Here is a 16,779-nt window from a genome sequence, read left to right as displayed (position 1 = left end):
ACATGGATGCGCGCGCGACGGGCGGCGTCGAGGCGACGATCCGCGAGCTCGGTCCGTGGTTCCACAACCTGCATCTCCCCGGCGGCGTGCAAACCGCGCCGCAGCACGAGTACGGCGATTTCCCGGCGTTCAAGTGGCGGCAGATCGCGCCGCACATTCCCGATGATCTCGAAGGCGCGACCGTGCTCGACATCGGCTGCAACGCGGGGTTCTACAGTTTCGAACTGGCCCGGCGGGGCGCGCGCGTGACGGCGATCGACATCGACCCGCACTACCTCGACCAGGCCCGCTGGGCGGCGGCGCAGTACGGCCTGCACGACCGCATCGAGTTCCGGCGCATGCAGGTCTACGAGGTGGCCGATCTGCCGGGCCGGTTCGACTGGGTGTGGCTGATGGGCGTGCTGTACCACCTGCGCCATCCGCTGCTCGCGCTGGACCTGGTGCGGCGCAAGGCGCGCGACCGGATGGTGTTGCAGACGATGACGATGCCGGAGACGGAGCACGTCGTGACGCCGCCCGACGTGGGCCTGGACGATCGCGACCGCCTGCGTGCGCGCGGCTGGCCGCGCATGGCCTTCATCGAGCATCGCCTCGCCGGCGATCCGACCAACTGGTGGGCGCCCAACGACGCCTGCGTGCTGGCGATGCTGCGCAGTTCGGGCTTCTCGATCGAACGCCAGCTCACGCACGAGACGTGGATCTGCCGGGCCAGCGGCGAGCCGGATGCGTTCGTCCGGCGTGAACTGGAGGCGATCCTGGCGCGGCGGTGATGTATGCACATCGCTTTCATGCGTGCCCCTGATCCGCTCTGATCCGCGTCGAAGGCATCGCACCCTTCGTCGCCGGCTCCCGCGCCCGTCGCGCCGCCAAGACGCCGTATTCATGCGGATGTGCGACCATGCGTGGCATGAAACGTAAAGCCTCCGGCTCGTCCAAGTCCGGCGCCAGGCCTGGCGCCAAGTCCGCTGCCAAGTCCGGCAAGAACGCCTCCCGCAAGGCCCCTTCGCACAGCGGAAAACCCGCGAAATCCGCCAAGTCCGCAGGCGGCGGTCGCAAGCTTCCCGCGTGGATGCCCGAATCGCCGCCCCCCGTGCGCCGCGCGCGCGGCGGTGCCGCCCCGGCCTTCCACGATCCCTACGCCGCGCGCGAAGCCGCCCGTTACGAGCAGCCCATCGCCAGCCGCGAGATGATCCTGCAGCTGCTCGTGCAGGCCGATGGTCCGCTGTCCGCCGACGATCTGGCGCAGCGCCTGGACCTCACCGAGGAAAGCCGCTTCGACGCGCTGGGCAAGCGCCTGGGCGCGATGGTGCGCGACGGCCAGCTGCTGCGTAACCGCATGGGCGAGTTTCTGCCGGCACAGCAGCTCGACCTGATTCCCGGCGTGGTGATCGCCAATCCCGACGGCTTCGGTTTCCTCCGTCCCGAATCCGGCGGCGGCGACGACCTGTTCCTGCCGCCGATGGAAATGCGCAAGGCGATGCACGGCGATCGCGTGCTCGCGCGCGTCACCGGCGTGGATCGTCGCGGCCGCCGCGAGGGCGCGGTCCTGCGCGTGCTCGAACGACGTCTCAATCGCCTGATCGGCCGCTTCTGCCTGGAAGCCGGCATCAGCTACGTGGTGCCCGACGACCGCCGCATCCAGCGCAACGTGCAGGTGCCGCCGGACGAGCGCCTGGGCGCGCAGAACGGCCAGCTGGTCGTGGTCGAGCTGATCGAGGCGCCCGACGAACACGGCCCGCAGCGCACGCCGATCGGCCGCGTGCTCGCGGTGCTCGGCGATCGCCTCACCGCATCGCTGGCGGTGCAGGCCGCGATCCACGGGCATGAGATCCCGCACGAATTCCCGCAGGCGGTGCTCGACGAAGCCAGCGACGTGCCGCTCACCGTGCCGGAGGAGATCGCCGCGCAGCGCGTGGACCTGCGCGAACTGCCGCTGGTGACCATCGACGGCGAGGACGCGAAGGACTTCGACGACGCGGTGTATTGCGAATCCAACCGCAACGGCTTCCGCCTGGTCGTCGCCATCGCCGACGTCTCGCATTACGTGCGCCCCGGAACGCCGCTGGACGATGAGGCGCAGAAGCGCGCCACGTCGGTGTATTTCCCAGGCTTCGTCGTGCCGATGCTGCCGGAGACGCTGTCCAACGGCATCTGCTCGCTGAATCCGAAGGTCGACCGCCTGTGCTTCGTCTGCGACATGCAGATCGATCGCGAAGGCGAGGTCACGAAGTCGAAGTTCTACGAAGCGGTGATGAACTCGCACGCGCGCCTCACCTACACGCAGGTGTGGAACGCGGTGGGCGAGGACGTGCGCGAGGAAGACAAGCGCGATGCGATCGAACGCATCGGCTCGCTGATGCCGAACGTGGAGCGGCTGCACCAGCTGTACCAGATCCTCGCCAAGGCGCGCGAGCGTCGCGGCGCGATCGAATTCGAATCCAGCGAAGTGCGTTTCGTGCTCGGCCCGAAGGGCGAGGTCGTGCAGGCCGGCATGCTCCAGCGCAACGACGCGCACAAGCTGATCGAGGAATGCATGATCGCCGCGAACGTGGAGGCGGCGAAGTACCTGATGGCCAGGCACGTGCCGTCGCCGTTCCGCATCCACGAGCGCCCGCCGGAGCAGAAGTACGCCGACCTGCTGGAGTTCCTCAAGGAGTTCAAGCTGCGCATGCCGGCATGGGGCCGCGTCGAACCGCGCGATTTCACCGCGCTGCTGAAGAAGATCCGCGAGCGTCCCGATGCCGCGCTGATCGAATCGGTGCTGCTGCGCAGCCAGTCGCTGGCGGTGTATTCGCCGGAGAACGTCGGCCATTTCGGCCTGGCGCTGGAGGCGTACACGCACTTCACCTCGCCGATCCGTCGTTATCCCGATCTGCTGGTGCATCGCGCGATCAAATACGCGCTCACCGGTGGCAGGCCGGAGAAGTACCGCTATTCGCCCAGCGAAATGGCCGCGCTCACCTTGCAGTGTTCCGAGCGCGAGCGTCGTGCCGACGAGGCCGAGCGCGAGGTCGACGAGCGTTACCGCGCCGCGTGGATGGAACAGCACGTCGGCGGCGAGTTCGATGGCGTGATCAGCGGCGTGACCAGCTTCGGCCTGTTCGTCGAACTGGTGGAGTCGAAGGTGACCGGCATGGTCCACGTCACCCAGCTGCCGCACGACTACTACCAGTTCGATCCGATCCGCAAGACGCTGTCGGGCGAGCGGTCGGGACGCGAGTTCCGCCTGGGCGACCGCGTGCGCATCGTGGTGATGAAGGCGAGCGTCGAAGACCGGAAGATCGACTTCAAGCTGGTGGAAGAGCGCGGCGCGAAATCGCTGCCGCCGCGCGGGCAGCCGGCGCGCCGGGTGAAGCAGAAGTATTGAGGCGCGGTTAGCCCACGGAATTGCTCCCTCCCTTGCGAATGCAGGGGAGGGTTGGGGAGGGGTGAAGTGCCGTGCGATGGCGCTTGCTGTGGACGTGCGCTTTCCCGGGTGCGCTTCGCTTGCCCGGGCTACAAATGCGGTAAGCGGCGCGCCTCGGCACGCCTTGCCTGATCGGGCCGATCCGTTCAGGAATACCGGGTTGGTGCGCCACCCAGGCCCCCAATCCGCGACCTCCCGCACAAAACACTGGACCGCCGCCCCCGGCCGGCCCGACGATACGGACCTTCTGGCGCCCGCCCGGCGCCCCGCAATCCCGGAATTCCCATGAGCCAGAAACAATGGATCGCCGGCATCAACGCTGTGTCGGCGGCGCTCGAACACGACGCCGAACACGTGCGCGAGGTGCTGATCGAGGCCGGCGCGAAGAACCCGCGCATCACCGAGATCGAGAGCAACGCGCGCCGGCTCGACATCGACGTGCGCCGCGTCGCCACGCAGGCGCTGGACGGCGTGGTCGGCAACCTGCGCCACCAGGGCGTGGTCGCGCGCTATGCCGCGGCGAAGACGTGGAACGAGAACGAACTCGAAGCGCTCGTCGAAAGCGCGGAAGGCCGTGCGTTGCTGCTGATCCTCGACGGCGTGCAGGACCCGCACAACCTCGGCGCGTGCCTGCGCAGCGCGGCGGCGGCGGGTGCGACGGCGGTGATCATCCCGAAGGACAAGTCGGTGCAGGTGAATGCCACGGTGCGCAAGACCTCCGCGGGCGCGGCCGACAGCGTCGCCGTCATTCCGGTGACCAATCTGGCGCGCACGATGCGCGATCTGCAGAAGATGGGCGTGTGGCTGTACGGCCTGGCCGGCGAGGCGGAAGGCTCGCTGTACGCGCTGGACCTCAAGGGCAACGTCGGCCTCGTGCTCGGCGGCGAGGCCGATGGCCTGCGCCGGCTCACGCGCGAGAACTGCGACCAGCTGGTGCGCATCCCGATGCCGGGCGGCGACAGCGTCGAAAGCCTCAACGTGTCGGTGGCCGCCGGCGTGACGCTGTTCGAAGCGGTACGCCAGCGGGGTTGAGCGTGGGGGCAAAGGGCCGATAACGCCTGCGGGACGACGGAACCGGGATCGCGATGGGGGCTACGCAGACACGGGGAGAACGCCGCGGTTGGCGGCGATGGCTCGTCGTGTGCGCGTCGTGGGTGGCGGCGTGCGGCATCGCGAACGCCCATCCCGTCGTGGGACCGCCACCGCTGCGCGATTACGTCGTCGACGCCTGGACCACGCGCAACGGCCTGCCGCACAACTCGCTGCGCGACATCGCGCAGACGCCCGAAGGCCACCTGTGGTTCGCCACCTGGGAAGGCGCGGTCCGCTACAACGGCATCGACTTCACCGTGATCAACCGCGGCACCACGCCCGCGCTGCGCGACAACGGCGTGGGTTCGCTCTACGTCGATCCGGAGGGCCGGCTGTGGCTGAGCGATTCGCGCGGCAATCTCGGGCGCCAGCAGCCCGATGGCCAATGGCGTTTCCTGGAACGCACGAAGGACTGGCCGCAGGCGCTGATCCACGACATGGCGATGGACAGCCACGGGCGCCTGTGGCTGCTGTTCGAGAACCATGGCATGGGGCGGCTCGATCCCGACGAGCGCTTCGCCTACTTCCCGCCGCCGGCGGGCATCCCGTTGCCGGCGAGCTACCCGCGCATGGTCATCGACCCCGAGGACCGCATCTGGGTCGGCACCATGGACGGGCTGGTGATCCGCCAGCCCGACGGCCGCTGGGAACGCCCGCCGCCGCGCTGGAACCTGCCGCGCGGGCTGGCCTGGCCGTATCGCGGCACCGGCGGTTCGCGATGGGTGGTGGCGGGCGAGGGCATCCATCGCGTGCAGGGCGGCGAAGCGACGCTGGTGCGCCGTCTGCCGGGCATGGGCCACTTCACCGCGATGCTGCGCGACCGCAACGGCGACCTGTGGCTGGGCACCGAGAACCACGGCCTGCTGCGCATCGGATCGCACGGCGTCGAACGCCTGCCGGCCGGCGAAATCCTGCCGAACGGGCGCATCGCCAGCCTGCTCGAGGACGCCGAGGGCAGCATCTGGGTCGGCGCGAACGGCGGCCTGTTCCGCCTGCGCGAAACCCTCTTCAGTGCGATCACCCGGCGCGACGGGCTGTCCGGCGAGTACGTCCGCGCGGTCCTCGAGGACCGCGACGGGAACCTGTGGATCGGCGGCGGTGGCGGGCTCGACCGGCTCGGCAACGACGGAGGTATCGAACACATCGAGGTGCGTGGCCGCAGCCCCGATGCGCTGTCGGTGTTGAGCATCGCGCAGGGGCCGGACGGCGACGTGTGGGTCGGCACGTATGCCGACGGCGTGTTCCGCCTGCATGAGGGCCGCCTGCGGCAACGCTACGCGCAGGACGAAGGCGTGCCGAGCGGGCACGTGCGCGCGATCGCCGTCGACGACGCCGGCACCGTCTGGGCCGGCACGCGCCGCGGCCTCGTCGTGCTGGGCGGGGAGGGCGCGCGCGTGCCGTCGATCCCCGGCCTGCCGCAGGGCCTGATCACCGCGCTGGCGAGCATCGACGGCGCGCTGTGGATCGGCTCGGTCGAAGGTGCGCACGTGTTGCGCGGCGATCGCGTCGAACGCATCGACGTCGACGCGATGGGCGGCGCGCGTTCGGTGTTCGGTTTCCAGGGCGTCGGTCGCGACGTGTGGATTTCCACCGATCGCGGCCTGTATCGCCATCGCGCGGGCAAGCTCACGCGCGTCGGCCTGGAGCAGGGCCTGCCCGTGGATGCGGTGTTCCAGCTGGTTCCCGATCGCCTCGGCAATGCGTGGGTGACCAGCAATCGCGGCGTGCTGCGCATCCGCATGGACGCGCTCGACGCCGCGGCCGACGGCCAGAGCACGCCGGTGCCGGTCGAGCACTACACCGAGGCCGACGGCCTGCCCAGCGCGCAGGGCAACGGCAGCTCCTCGCCGTCGGCGATCCTGCGCCGCGACGGCAGCGTGTGGATCGCCACCGCGGCCGGTGTCGCGGCGGTGGATCCGGCGAGATTGCAGCGCTACCTCGACCGCCGCGCGCCGCCGACGGTGATCGAACGCGTCGAACTCGACGGCCGCGTCGTGCCGTTCAACGCACGCGCCGCGCTGCCCGGCGGCAAGCGCATCGGCGTGTCGTACGTCGGGCTGAGCTACGTGATGTCCGATCGCATCCGCTATCGCACGCGGCTCATCGGGCTCGACGCGGACTGGGTCGAACGCGGTCGCCAGCGCACCGTCGAATACATGGGCCTGCCGCCCGGCGATTACGTGCTGCAGGTCGCCGCGGCGCATCCGGGCGGCGCGTGGACGCAGGATGTGGCGAGCTGGGCGTTCACGATCAAGCCGCTGTGGTGGCAGCGCACCGACGCGCGCGTGGTCGCCGCGCTGCTGCTGCTCGCGGGCCTGTTCGCGCTGTACCGCTACCTGCTGCATCGCTATCGCACCAAGAACCTGCGACTGGCCCGGCTGGTCAACGAGCGCACGCGCGACCTGCAGGCGCAGGCCGAACGCCTGCTCGCCGTGGATCGCGAACGTGCGCAGCTGCTCGAACGCGTGCGCCGCCAGGCCGTGGCGTACGAACGCCAGGCGCGCGAGGACGCGCTCACCGGCCTGCCGAATCGTCGTCGCTTCGACGAGGTGCTCACGCGCGACATGGCCGTGGCGCAACGCGCGGGGCATCCGCTGTGCCTGGCGCTCATCGACCTGGACCATTTCAAGCGCATCAACGACACGCACTCGCACGCGGTGGGTGATGCGGTGCTGCGCGAGGCGGCGATCCGGCTCGCCGGCGGCAGCCGCGCCGCCGATCTGCTCGCGCGCCTGGGCGGCGAGGAGTTCGCGCTGCTGCTGCCCGACACCACGCTGGACGAAGCGATCACGATCCTGGAGCGCCTGCAGGAAACCTTCGAACGGCACGCGACGTGGGCGGGCGTTGCCGGATTGCGCGTGACCTTCAGCGTCGGCGTCGCCGCATGCCGGTTCGACGACACGCCCGCGCGGCTGCTCGAACGCGCCGACGCGGCGATGTACCGCGCGAAGAACCAGGGCCGCAACATCATCTGCGTGGATGCGAACCCGCCGGAAGCGCGCCTGTAAGGGCACGCGGCGTTAAGCCGGCGCCTCGCATCGTGTGAAACAATCCGGTTTCTTCAGGAAGCGGGGACGACCCCGCCGCTCCATCCGCCCGGGGACGGCCCCATCCGATTGGAGACTGTCATGTCCTGGATCATCCTCGTTCTCGCCGGCCTGTTCGAAGTGGGCTGGGCGATCGGCCTCAAGTACACCGACGGCTTCACTAAGCCGTGGCCCACGGTCGGCACCGTGGCGGCGATGGCGATCAGCCTGGGACTGCTCGGCATCGCGATGAAATCGCTGCCGGTGGGCACGGCGTATGCGATCTGGGTCGGCGTCGGTGCGGTCGGCACGGTGATCCTGGGGATCGTGCTGTTCAACGAGCCGACCAACCCGCTGCGCCTGGTGAGCGTGGGCCTGATCGTGGCAGGACTGGTGGGGTTGAAGCTGGCCAGCCCCTGATCGGGGCGCGTCGCCGGGCCGGCGACCTCCCGAATCTTTCGTAGGACGACCCGCCCCCGGCGATGCTACCGTTCGCCATCGCCGTGCCCGGGGGAGCAATGGAACACTGGTTCGTCGCGCTGGATGCGTGGCAGGTCATGGCCGTGGGCGTCGCGTATTTCGCGGCGCTGTATTTCGTGACCGGTGCAACGACATGGTGGCTCGTGCGCCGGCTGTGCCCCGCGCTGGGATTCGGACGCACGATCGATACGCGCCGCCTCGCGCCGGGCCAGCTGCGCCGCGAAGTCGCCGCTTCGTCGCGTTCGATCCTGGTGTTCGGGCTCGGGCTGGTCGTGCCGTGGGGACTGCTGCGGCTGGGCTGGGCGGGGCTTGCGGTGGATCCTCCGGGTTGGCGCATCGCCATCGAGATCGTCGCGCTCTTCCTCTGGAACGAGCTGCACTTCTACGTCAACCATCGCCTGCTGCACACGCGACGGTTGCGGCGTTTCCATGCCGCGCACCACCGTTCCACCGTCGCCACGCCGTTTTCCACCTACGCGTTCCACCCGGTGGAAGCACTGATGCTGGGGAGCGTGCCGCTCATCCCGATGCTGCTGCACGACTTCAGTTTCGCCGCGCTGGCCACGCTTCCGGTGATCAGCATCGTGCTCAACAACCTGGGGCACGCGAACTACGAGTTCAGCGCGAACGAGCCGGCGCGCGGCTGGCTCGGCGCGAGTCGTCGCCACCAACTGCACCATGCGCAAAGCCGGGGGAATTTCGGGTTCCTGCTGGGGGTGTTCGATCGCGTGTTCGGATCGGCGATTCCATCCGCGGCGGAGCGCCCGCAGGACCGCGACGGGGATCGCGCATGACGCCGCCCACACGTCGACCCGCCTCCCTCGGCGCATTGCGCCACTGGCGCGACATCCAGAGTCTGGCCTATCTCTCGATGCAGCCCATGCTCATGGGATGGCAGTGGCTCCATGGCTTCGACGCATGGCTGCTCGCGGCGAGCCTGTTCCTCGCGGTCGCCATCAGCGTGATCCACCACAACCACGCGCACCTGCCGTTGTGGCGAAGCCGCCTGGCGAATCGCGCCACGGACCTGGCGATCACGCTGCTGCAGGGGCATCCGACGTTCGTCTTCCATCCCGCGCACAACCGCAACCATCATCGCCACAGGCACGGCCCGGGCGACGTGAGCCGAACGTGGCGGTTCGGCGACCACAACCACCTGGCCGGCTGGATGCTGCATCCGTTCCAGGCCGCGTTCGCGGTCTATCCGCTGGTGTCGCGCTGGCTCGAAGGCATCCACAAGCGCGCACCGCGCGTGTTCCGCTGGTACGTGCTGCAGTACGTGCTGTGGCTGTCGTCGTGGGCGTTGCTGCTGTGGATCGATGCGGGCAAGGCGCTGGTGCTGGTGATCGTGCCGCAGCTGGTCGGACTGCACTGGCTGCTGGGCGCGAATTACCTGCAGCACGCGCATGCGGACGATCGCGCCCGCTACGGTTACGCGCGCAACTTCGAAGGCGCCATCAACCCGCTGCTGTTCAACATCGGCCTGCATACCGCGCACCACGAACATGCCCGCGCGCACTGGTCGGAGCTGCCGGCACTGCACGCGCATTATCGCCCGCGCGTGGACGAGCGCCTGGTCGAGCGCGGCTTCTTCCTCTACGTCGGGCGCGTGTTCGTGCTCGGCGCCTGCATTGCCCGCTTCCGCACGCAGTCGATGCGTTCGCCGGCGGGCGCCATCCTTCCGGAGACTTGATGCCTACCCAGTTCGAGCGCGTTTGGATACAGGGCAGCGGCCGATTCCTGCCGGGCCCGGCCATCGACAACGAGGCAATGGACGCCTACATCGCGCCATTGAACCGGATTTCCGGCCGCATCAAGCGGCGCATCCTGTCCGAGAACGGCATCCGCTCGCGCCACTACGCGGTCGATACCGAAGGACGCACCGTGCACTCCTGCGCAGGCATGGCCGCGGCTGCGATCCGCGCTTGCCTGCACGATGGCGGCCTGCGGCTGGACGACGTCGGCCTGCTGGCCTGCGGCACGTCGGGCGGCGATGCGCTGATGCCGGGCTTCGCGTCGATGGTGCAGGGCGAACTCGGCGCACCGCCGATGCAGACCTTCTCAAGCCACGGCATCTGCGCATCGGGCGTGGGCGCGTGGGAGAGCGCCGCAGCCGCGCTGGAGCTGGGCTCGCATCGCAATGCGCTGGTCGCCGCGGCGGAAATGCCGTCGCGCCTGTTCAAGCGCTCGCGCTATGCCGCCCGCGACTACGATGCCGACTTCGACGCGCATTTCCTGCGCTGGATGCTGTCCGACGGCGCCGGCGCACTGTTGCTCACCAGTACGCCCGGCGAAAGCACCGGCGTGCGCCTGCGGCTGCGCTTCATCCACCAGCGTTCGTTCTCCGGCGATTACCCGGTCTGCATGCAGCTGGGACTGACGCCCGACCGCGATCGCTCGCACCTGGACTTCGCCTCCTGGCGCGAGGCCGAGGAGAGCGGCGCGTTGTTCCTGCGGCAGGACATCCGCCTGCTGCCGCACCTGTTCGACATCGGCGTCCACGAGTACGCGGAGCTGGCGCACGCCGGCTGGATCGACGTGCCGCGGATCGACCATTTCCTCTGCCACTACTCCTCGGAACGTTTCGCGCCGGTGGTCGACGAGCTGATGCACAAGGCCGGCCTGGCGATCCCGCGCGAGCGCTGGTACAGCAACCTCACCGTGCGCGGCAACACCGGCGCGGCGTCGATCTTCATCATGCTCGACGAGTTCCTGCGCACGCACGCGCCGAAGCCGGGCGAACGCATCCTGTGCTTCGTCCCCGAATCGGGCCGGTTCACCGTGTCGTTCGCGCTGATCGAGGTCGAGGCGGCCGATGCGCCGGTTCGAGCCGCGCCCGTTCCGGCCGGCGTTGCCGCGCCGCAACCGGACGAAGAGGCGATCGCGCCGCCGCACGATCCGGCCGACGCCGCGCCCGGATTGCAGCACCTGCTGGGCGAACTCGCATCGATCTGGCACGACTACCGTTCGCGCGCGTGGCGGACGCCGGTCATCCGCAAGCTGCGCGATCGCCGCTTCGACCGCGACGATTACCTGCAATGGATGCAGCACTGGATCCCGCAGGTGCGCGAAGGCAGTCGCTGGATGCGCGAAGGTGCGGCCTCGGTGCGCGCGCCCTACGAGGCGCTGGCCGCGCTGATCGAAACCCATGCGGGCGACGAGCAGGGCGATTTCCTCATCCTGTTCGAGGACTATCGCCGCTCCGGCGGCACCGTGGAGGACATCGATCTCCTTCGCCGCAATCCCGGCGGCGAGGCGCTCAACGCCTACCTGCATGCGCTGGCCGCCACGCCCAATCCACTGGGCCTGCTCGGTGCGATCTACATCATCGAGGGCACCGGGCAGCGCATCATTCCGGCGCTACTCCCGTTGATGAAGGCGAGCCTCGACCTGCCGGCCGATGCGTTCCGCTTCCTGGAGTACCACGGCGCCAACGACGAGCATCACCTGCTGCGCTGGCTGCGCGCGGTGGAGATCGTCCTGCAGCACGATCGAGACGGCACCGGCGCGCGGTCCATCGTCGACACGGCGCGGCGGACGGCGGAGCTCTACCTGATGCAGTTCGACCACGTGGTGAAGCCATGAAGCGCGATCCCCATTTCCTGTCGAAAGGCCATGACGCGGGCGATCCCAGCCCGTGGCTGGCGATGTACCTGGACCTGAGCACGCCGCTGGACGAGGACGTCAAGCGCGCGTGGCTCGCCGATTCGAGTTCGCGATCGCGCCAGTTCATCCTGCCGTTCATGCGGCCGTTCGCGCGCACGCTGATCGTGCTGTTCCAGGTGCTCAAGGTCGTGCTGCCGCGCAGGCTCGCCTTCTCGCGCGCGCTGCACCGCCTGCTGGCATGGGGCATGGAGAACTTCATCCGTCCCGAAGCGAACTGGCTGATCCTGCGCCACTTCCACCTGGGGTCGCAGGTGTTGCAGTTCATCGCCGCCAATGCGCCGGTCGAGGTGCCGACGAATCCGCTGAAGCCGGCCAGGATCGAGGACGTGCGCGAGGAAATGTTCCTCATCCACGACCTGAACCTGTTCAATTTCGTGATCCGCCTCAACCAGGCGCTGCGCGAATCGGGGCAGCGGCTGCAACGCGTCGAGCACGCGGACCTGTCGATGATCGAACAGCCGTCGCTGCGGCTGGAGGACATGCCGCGGCGGCGCCGCAATTTCCTCGACCTGCAGAGTTCGATCGAGCTGTTCACGCCGATCTACCAACTGCTGCTCACCGACAGCGACTTCTGGCGCGCCACGCATTCGCTGCAGCTGGACGAGACGATCGGCCTGTACGCCGCGACGATCCTGGACGCGCACGCGCACCTGATCCTGCTCAACAACCGCCACCCGCTGGTGCCGATGTCGACGCTGCGCGCCGGCTTCCGCCTGACGCTGCACGGGCTGTCGACGGAGATGCTGCACGCGTTCCTGCTCGACCTGCGCCGGCAATCGGAAGCCCGGGCGAGGACGGCCACCGTGGCCTGACGCGGGTCTCAGAACGCCCGGCTGATCGTGAAGCTGCCGAACACCGGCGTTTCCTTCTGCCCGTCGAACTCGCGCGTGCCGTGGTAGCGCGCCAGCGCGAACTTCCAGCGGTTGAACATCACCGCCACGCCGTAGCCGACGTTGGCCACGGCGTGGCGCTTGTCGACGCTGTGGCTGTCGCGGAAGGTGTTGCCGTCCAGGGTGATGTCCCACAGCACCCAGCGCGCATCCATGGTCAGGAACAGGTGCGCACTCGGCGTGTACTGGCTCTGCGGTTCGCGCGTGGGGGCGGTGTTCTCGCCGGCGGGGCGCAGCGGGGTGCTGCCGAAGTCGTCGGGCAGGTTGCGGCCGAAACGGAATTCGGCGCCGGCGTTGGCGTACGTCGCCAGGTTGCCGAAGCTGCCGCCGTAGTGCGCGATGGTGTCCCAGCCCCAGCCCGGCATGCCGTCGTTCGACGAGAACCGCCGCATGCGCTCGTGGACGATGCGGAAGACCGGCTCGTTCTCCAGCTGGTTGTCCCAGCCGCGGAACTTCTCGCTGCCGGTGATCTGGTGCACGGCGTCCTGCGCTTCCTTGCCGAACGCGGCAGGCCCGACCACGCCGAACTGCAGCTGCGTCGTGCGCAGGCGGTCGCCTTCGCGCGCGTTGTAGCCAAGGCCGACGAGCAGCGCGGCGGCGTAGGGGCGGTCGTCCTCGATCAGGTCGCTACGGCTGAAATCGGTGGGCGTGTAGATGCCCTGCGCGAAGGTGGCGATCATGTTCTGCTGCTCGAACGTCGCCGGCTGCAGCGCTTCGAGATGGCGGTTCACCCAGCGCGCCAGGCGCGGGATGCAGGGATCGTCGGTGTAGTCGCGCAGGTTCGGCGACACCAGCGTGAGCTGCACGCCGTTGCTGTAGCCCTGGTCCTGGCCGCCGAGCAGGTCGTTGTCGACGCGCAGATTGACGATCGGCGGCAGGCGCGTGGGGCCGTGGGTGCAGTCGGCGCGGCCGTCGGCCTGCGCGGCGCCGGCGATGGCGTACAGCAAGACGGCCGGAAACAGCCATCCGGAACGGTTCATGGGGGACATCCAGTCTGGGCGACGGCCGGCGCGGTCGTGGACACGCGCGGGGCCGACGGTGGGGTGCGAAAGGATCGCATCGAGGTTCGCGTCGCCGCGATGCGCCGCCTGCGACGGAGCATTCCAGCAGCGGTTCTTTAAAACGGTTTTAAGCCATCACGGCGCTCTCTCGCATCCGGTGCCATGTGGGCATCGGCGGAGCATTCTCGGTGCGCGAGCACGCAAGCGGAACGCCCCGCCGGGGCGACAACGCGTTGCGCGCTGCGAAACACTGCGCGGGCTGGCTACGGGCCCTTGGACACCATGCGCGCGGGATTGCCAGCCACGGTCGCGCCGGCCGGGACGTCGCGCGTGACCACGCTTCCGGCACCGATCAGCGCATCGTCGCCCACGGTCACGCCCGGCAGCAGGATCGCCCCGCCGCCGATCCACACGTTGCGGCCGATGACCACCGGCTTGCCGAACTCCCAGCCTTCGCGGCGCACCGCCGGATCGCGCGGGTGGTCGGCGGTGTAGATCTGCACCGCCGGGCCGATCTGCGTGCCGTCGCCGATCTCCACGCGGACCACGTCCAGGATCACGCAGTCGAAGTTGAGGAACACGCCGCGACCGAGATGCACGTTGAAGCCGTAGTCGCAATGGAACGGCGGGCGGATCTCGCTGCCTTCGCCGGCCGCGCCCAGGCGTTCGGCCAACAGCGAATGGCGCTGCGCCGGCGTCATCCCCAGCGCCGCGTTGTAGCGCACCAGCCATTCGCGGGTCGCGGCCTGGGCAGCCTGGATTTCCGCGTCGTCGGCGCGATACAGCTCGCCGGCGAGCATGCGCTGCATCGGCGTCGCGCTCATGGCGCCACCACCGGCGGCACCGGCGACGGCCACGCGTTGACGATGCGGCAGAACAGCTGCGCCGTGCGCTCGGTGTCGTACACGGCCGAGTGCTGTTCCTCGCTGTTCCACTGCAGGCCGGCGGCCTGCACGGCGCGCGCCAGCACGGTCTGCCCGTAGGCGACGCCCGCCAGGCTGACCGTGTCGAACACGCTGAAGGGATGGAACGGATTGCGCTTGTGCCCGCTGCGCGCGACGGCCGCGTTGAGGAAATTCAGGTCGAAGTGCGCGTTGTGCCCGACCAGGATCGCGCGCTGGCAGCCGTGCTTCTTCAGCGCCGCGCGCACCGGGGCGAACACGGTTTCCAGCGCCACGCGCTCGGGTTTCGCATCGCGGAACGGGTGGTCGATGACGATGCCGGTCACTTCCAGCGACTTGGGATCGATGTCCAGTCCTTCGGCCGGCACGACGTGGCTGCTGGTGATCTCGCCGACGACGAGCAGGCCGTTCTCGTCCATGTCGATCGGCGCCACGGCGATTTCGAGCAGGGCGTGGCGGTTCCAGTCGAAGCCGCCGGTTTCCACGTCCACCACCACGGGCAGGAAGCCCCGGAACCGGTTGCAAAGGCGGGTGGGCGGGGCGGGTGCGTCGGCGTTCTGCATGCGGGAAAGGGTAGCAGACGGGGCAAGTGCGGCCTGCGCGTTGGCGGGCTCGTCCGCGGTCTGCCTGGAAGCCGCTGCGTGCGCTATGCAGCGGTGCGCGTCCCCAGCACCACGCCGGCGCCGCGCATCTGCTCGAACAACGCGCGGCCCTGTTCGACGAACGCGGCGGCATCCGCGTGTCCGGCTTCCGACGCCAAGGCCTCCAGCTGCGCGCGGCCGGTCAGGTCGGGCGACTCGTCCAGCCGCTGCAACAACCGGAACGCCAGCGGGCTCAGCTGCGAGAACCGCACTTCGCCATCGGCGACGCGGCGCACCAGCAGCAGCGTTGGTTCCGGCGGCGGCATGGCGGAGCGATGATCCGGCCCGATGCGATGCACAGGCCATGCGTACGCCAGCGGCCAGGCCAGCGGCGACAGCACCGGCACGCCGTCGAGCAGGTCGCCGCGCGCGTCGGACGAAGGCAGTTCGGCGTCGCTGATCTGCAGCGCGAGTTCGACCCATTCGTAATGCGCCAGTTCGCCGGCGAACGGAGGCAGCGTGGGCGCGAGGTCTTCGCGCGCGTCGAGGAAGCGCAGGAATTCGCGGCCGAGCTCGGGAAACAGCGGCGTCTGCGCGCGATGCACGCGGAAGAAACCGCGCACCAGCGCGCGCCAGTCCGCATCGCCGAGCACCTGCTTCAGCACCGGGAAATTGCCGGCCAGCAGGCTTTCGACGTTGTTGTAGACCAGGTCGCGATAGATCGACAGGCGCCGGTCTTCCACCCCGTCCGGCGCGGGCGCGGCCTGCGGATCGCGCAGGTGGCGCGTCAGTGCGAGTTGCTGCGCGCGCAGGCGCGGCGGTGCGTCAGGCGTGCGCATGCGTGATCGATGCGGGCGCGTGTTCGCGCATGAGGCGACGCACGATGTCGAGTTCGCCGAGCAGTTCGGCGTAGGGCGGGATGTTGAAATCGCGCTCCAGCAGCGTCGGGCGCGCGCCGAAACGCCGATACGCCTCGCCGAGCAGCGACCACACGGCGTCCTTCACCGGCGCGCCGTGGGTGTCGACCTTCAGGTCGTCGGCTTCGTCGTAATGGCCGGCGACATGGAAACAGGCGATGCGTTGCGCCGGCATCGCGGCGAGGAAGTCGTGCGGGTCGTAGCGATGGTTGATCGCGTTGACGTAGACGTTGTTGACGTCGAGCAGCAGGTCGCAGTCGGCCTCGTCCAGCACCGCGTTGATGAAGGCCGCCTCGTCGAGCGCGGTTTGATCGCGATCCACCGGCATCGTCGCGTAGTAGGAGACGTTCTCCACCGCGATGCGGCGGCCGACGATGTCCTGCGTCTGGCGGATGCGCGCGGCGACGTGGTGCACCGCTTCGTCGGTGAAGGGCAGCGGCAGCAGGTCGTAGAGCTGGCCGTCGTCGGCGCAGTAGCTCAGGTGTTCGCTGTACAGCGCGACGCGGTGGCGGTCGAGGAACCGGCGCACCCGCGCGAGGAAGGTTTCATCCAGCGGCGCGAAACCTCCCAACGAAAGCGAGAGGCCGTGACAGGTGAGCGCATGGCGCGCGGCGAGTTCGTCGAGCGCTTCGCCGAGCCTGCCGCCGACGCCGATCCAGTTTTCCGGGGCGCATTCGAGGAAATCGAAGTCGCCCGCGGCGGCGTCCCGCAGCGGGCCCAGCAGGGCCCGCCGCAGTCCGAGTCCGACCGAAGTGTCAGCCAGGCAGCTCATTGCCTGTCCATGAGCGACGCACTATTGAAGAGCCCGCACATGGATG

14 protein-coding genes are annotated in these 16,779 nt (G+C 69.2%); 9 read left to right on the top strand and 5 right to left on the bottom strand.

Annotated features, from left to right (window positions below):
* Positions 1-2 precede the first annotated feature (2 nt).
* The 9 genes from I4U41_RS02685 to I4U41_RS02645 all read left to right on the top strand — a co-directional run bounded on the left by I4U41_RS02685 (position 3) and on the right by I4U41_RS02645 (position 12,482).
* Complete coding sequence (locus tag I4U41_RS02685; protein WP_206859546.1) at positions 3-770, top strand: TIGR04290 family methyltransferase; 768 nt, start codon at positions 3-5, stop codon at positions 768-770.
* A 137-nt stretch (positions 771-907) separates the two neighbouring features.
* Complete coding sequence (rnr, locus tag I4U41_RS02680; protein ID WP_425492459.1) at positions 908-3,367, top strand: ribonuclease R; 2,460 nt, start codon at positions 908-910, stop codon at positions 3,365-3,367.
* Between the two features lie 324 nt (positions 3,368-3,691).
* The gene (gene rlmB, locus I4U41_RS02675; RefSeq protein ID WP_206859536.1) at positions 3,692-4,438 is read left to right on the top strand and encodes a 23S rRNA (guanosine(2251)-2'-O)-methyltransferase RlmB; all 747 of its coding nucleotides are present in this window, start codon (positions 3,692-3,694) and stop codon (positions 4,436-4,438) included.
* Positions 4,439-4,491: 53 nt separating this feature from the next.
* Positions 4,492-7,506: a ligand-binding sensor domain-containing diguanylate cyclase gene (locus I4U41_RS02670; RefSeq protein ID WP_206859534.1), complete on the top strand. Its 3,015-nt coding sequence runs from the start codon at positions 4,492-4,494 to the stop codon at positions 7,504-7,506.
* Between the two features lie 120 nt (positions 7,507-7,626).
* Entirely contained in the window at positions 7,627-7,944 is a 318-nt protein-coding gene (gene sugE, locus I4U41_RS02665; RefSeq protein WP_206859533.1) for a quaternary ammonium compound efflux SMR transporter SugE, read from the top strand.
* A gap of 98 nt (positions 7,945-8,042) precedes the next feature.
* The gene (locus tag I4U41_RS02660; RefSeq protein ID WP_206859531.1) at positions 8,043-8,798 is read left to right on the top strand and encodes a sterol desaturase family protein; all 756 of its coding nucleotides are present in this window, start codon (positions 8,043-8,045) and stop codon (positions 8,796-8,798) included.
* Complete coding sequence (locus I4U41_RS02655) at positions 8,795-9,697, top strand: fatty acid desaturase (protein ID WP_206859529.1); 903 nt, start codon at positions 8,795-8,797, stop codon at positions 9,695-9,697. The genes I4U41_RS02660 and I4U41_RS02655 overlap by 4 nt, the downstream gene beginning before the upstream one ends.
* Entirely contained in the window at positions 9,697-11,589 is a 1,893-nt protein-coding gene (locus I4U41_RS02650; protein ID WP_206859527.1) for an iron-containing redox enzyme family protein, read from the top strand. Before I4U41_RS02655 ends, I4U41_RS02650 begins: the two co-directional genes overlap by 1 nt.
* On the top strand, positions 11,586-12,482 hold the full coding sequence (locus I4U41_RS02645; protein WP_206859518.1) for a DUF6999 family protein: 897 nt from the start codon (positions 11,586-11,588) through the stop codon (positions 12,480-12,482). Before I4U41_RS02650 ends, I4U41_RS02645 begins: the two co-directional genes overlap by 4 nt.
* A gap of 8 nt (positions 12,483-12,490) precedes the next feature.
* Here the strand turns inward: I4U41_RS02645 and I4U41_RS02640 are convergent, their stop codons facing one another.
* The 5 genes from I4U41_RS02640 to I4U41_RS02620 form a co-directional block, all read right to left on the bottom strand.
* Positions 12,491-13,549: a lipid A deacylase LpxR family protein gene (locus tag I4U41_RS02640; protein ID WP_425492458.1), complete on the bottom strand. Its 1,059-nt coding sequence runs from the start codon at positions 13,547-13,549 to the stop codon at positions 12,491-12,493.
* A gap of 275 nt (positions 13,550-13,824) precedes the next feature.
* Entirely contained in the window at positions 13,825-14,385 is a 561-nt protein-coding gene (locus I4U41_RS02635) for a sugar O-acetyltransferase (protein WP_206859514.1), read from the bottom strand.
* The gene (gene rnt, locus I4U41_RS02630; RefSeq protein ID WP_206859511.1) at positions 14,382-15,026 is read right to left on the bottom strand and encodes a ribonuclease T; all 645 of its coding nucleotides are present in this window, start codon (positions 15,024-15,026) and stop codon (positions 14,382-14,384) included. Before rnt ends, I4U41_RS02635 begins: the two co-directional genes overlap by 4 nt.
* 83 nt (positions 15,027-15,109) lie before the next feature.
* The gene (locus tag I4U41_RS02625; RefSeq protein ID WP_206859509.1) at positions 15,110-15,883 is read right to left on the bottom strand and encodes an HvfC family RiPP maturation protein; all 774 of its coding nucleotides are present in this window, start codon (positions 15,881-15,883) and stop codon (positions 15,110-15,112) included.
* Positions 15,870-16,733 (bottom strand): HvfB family MNIO-type RiPP peptide maturase, encoded by an 864-nt coding sequence (locus tag I4U41_RS02620; RefSeq protein ID WP_206859501.1) that lies wholly within the window; start codon positions 16,731-16,733, stop codon positions 15,870-15,872. The genes I4U41_RS02625 and I4U41_RS02620 overlap by 14 nt, the downstream gene beginning before the upstream one ends.
* Between the last annotated feature and the right edge of the window lie 46 nt (positions 16,734-16,779).

It is taken from the genome of Lysobacter changpingensis (assembly GCF_017308985.1).
GTDB lineage: Bacteria > Pseudomonadota > Gammaproteobacteria > Xanthomonadales > Xanthomonadaceae > Lysobacter_J > Lysobacter_J changpingensis.
This window is presented reverse-complemented; position numbering and strand designations above follow the sequence as displayed.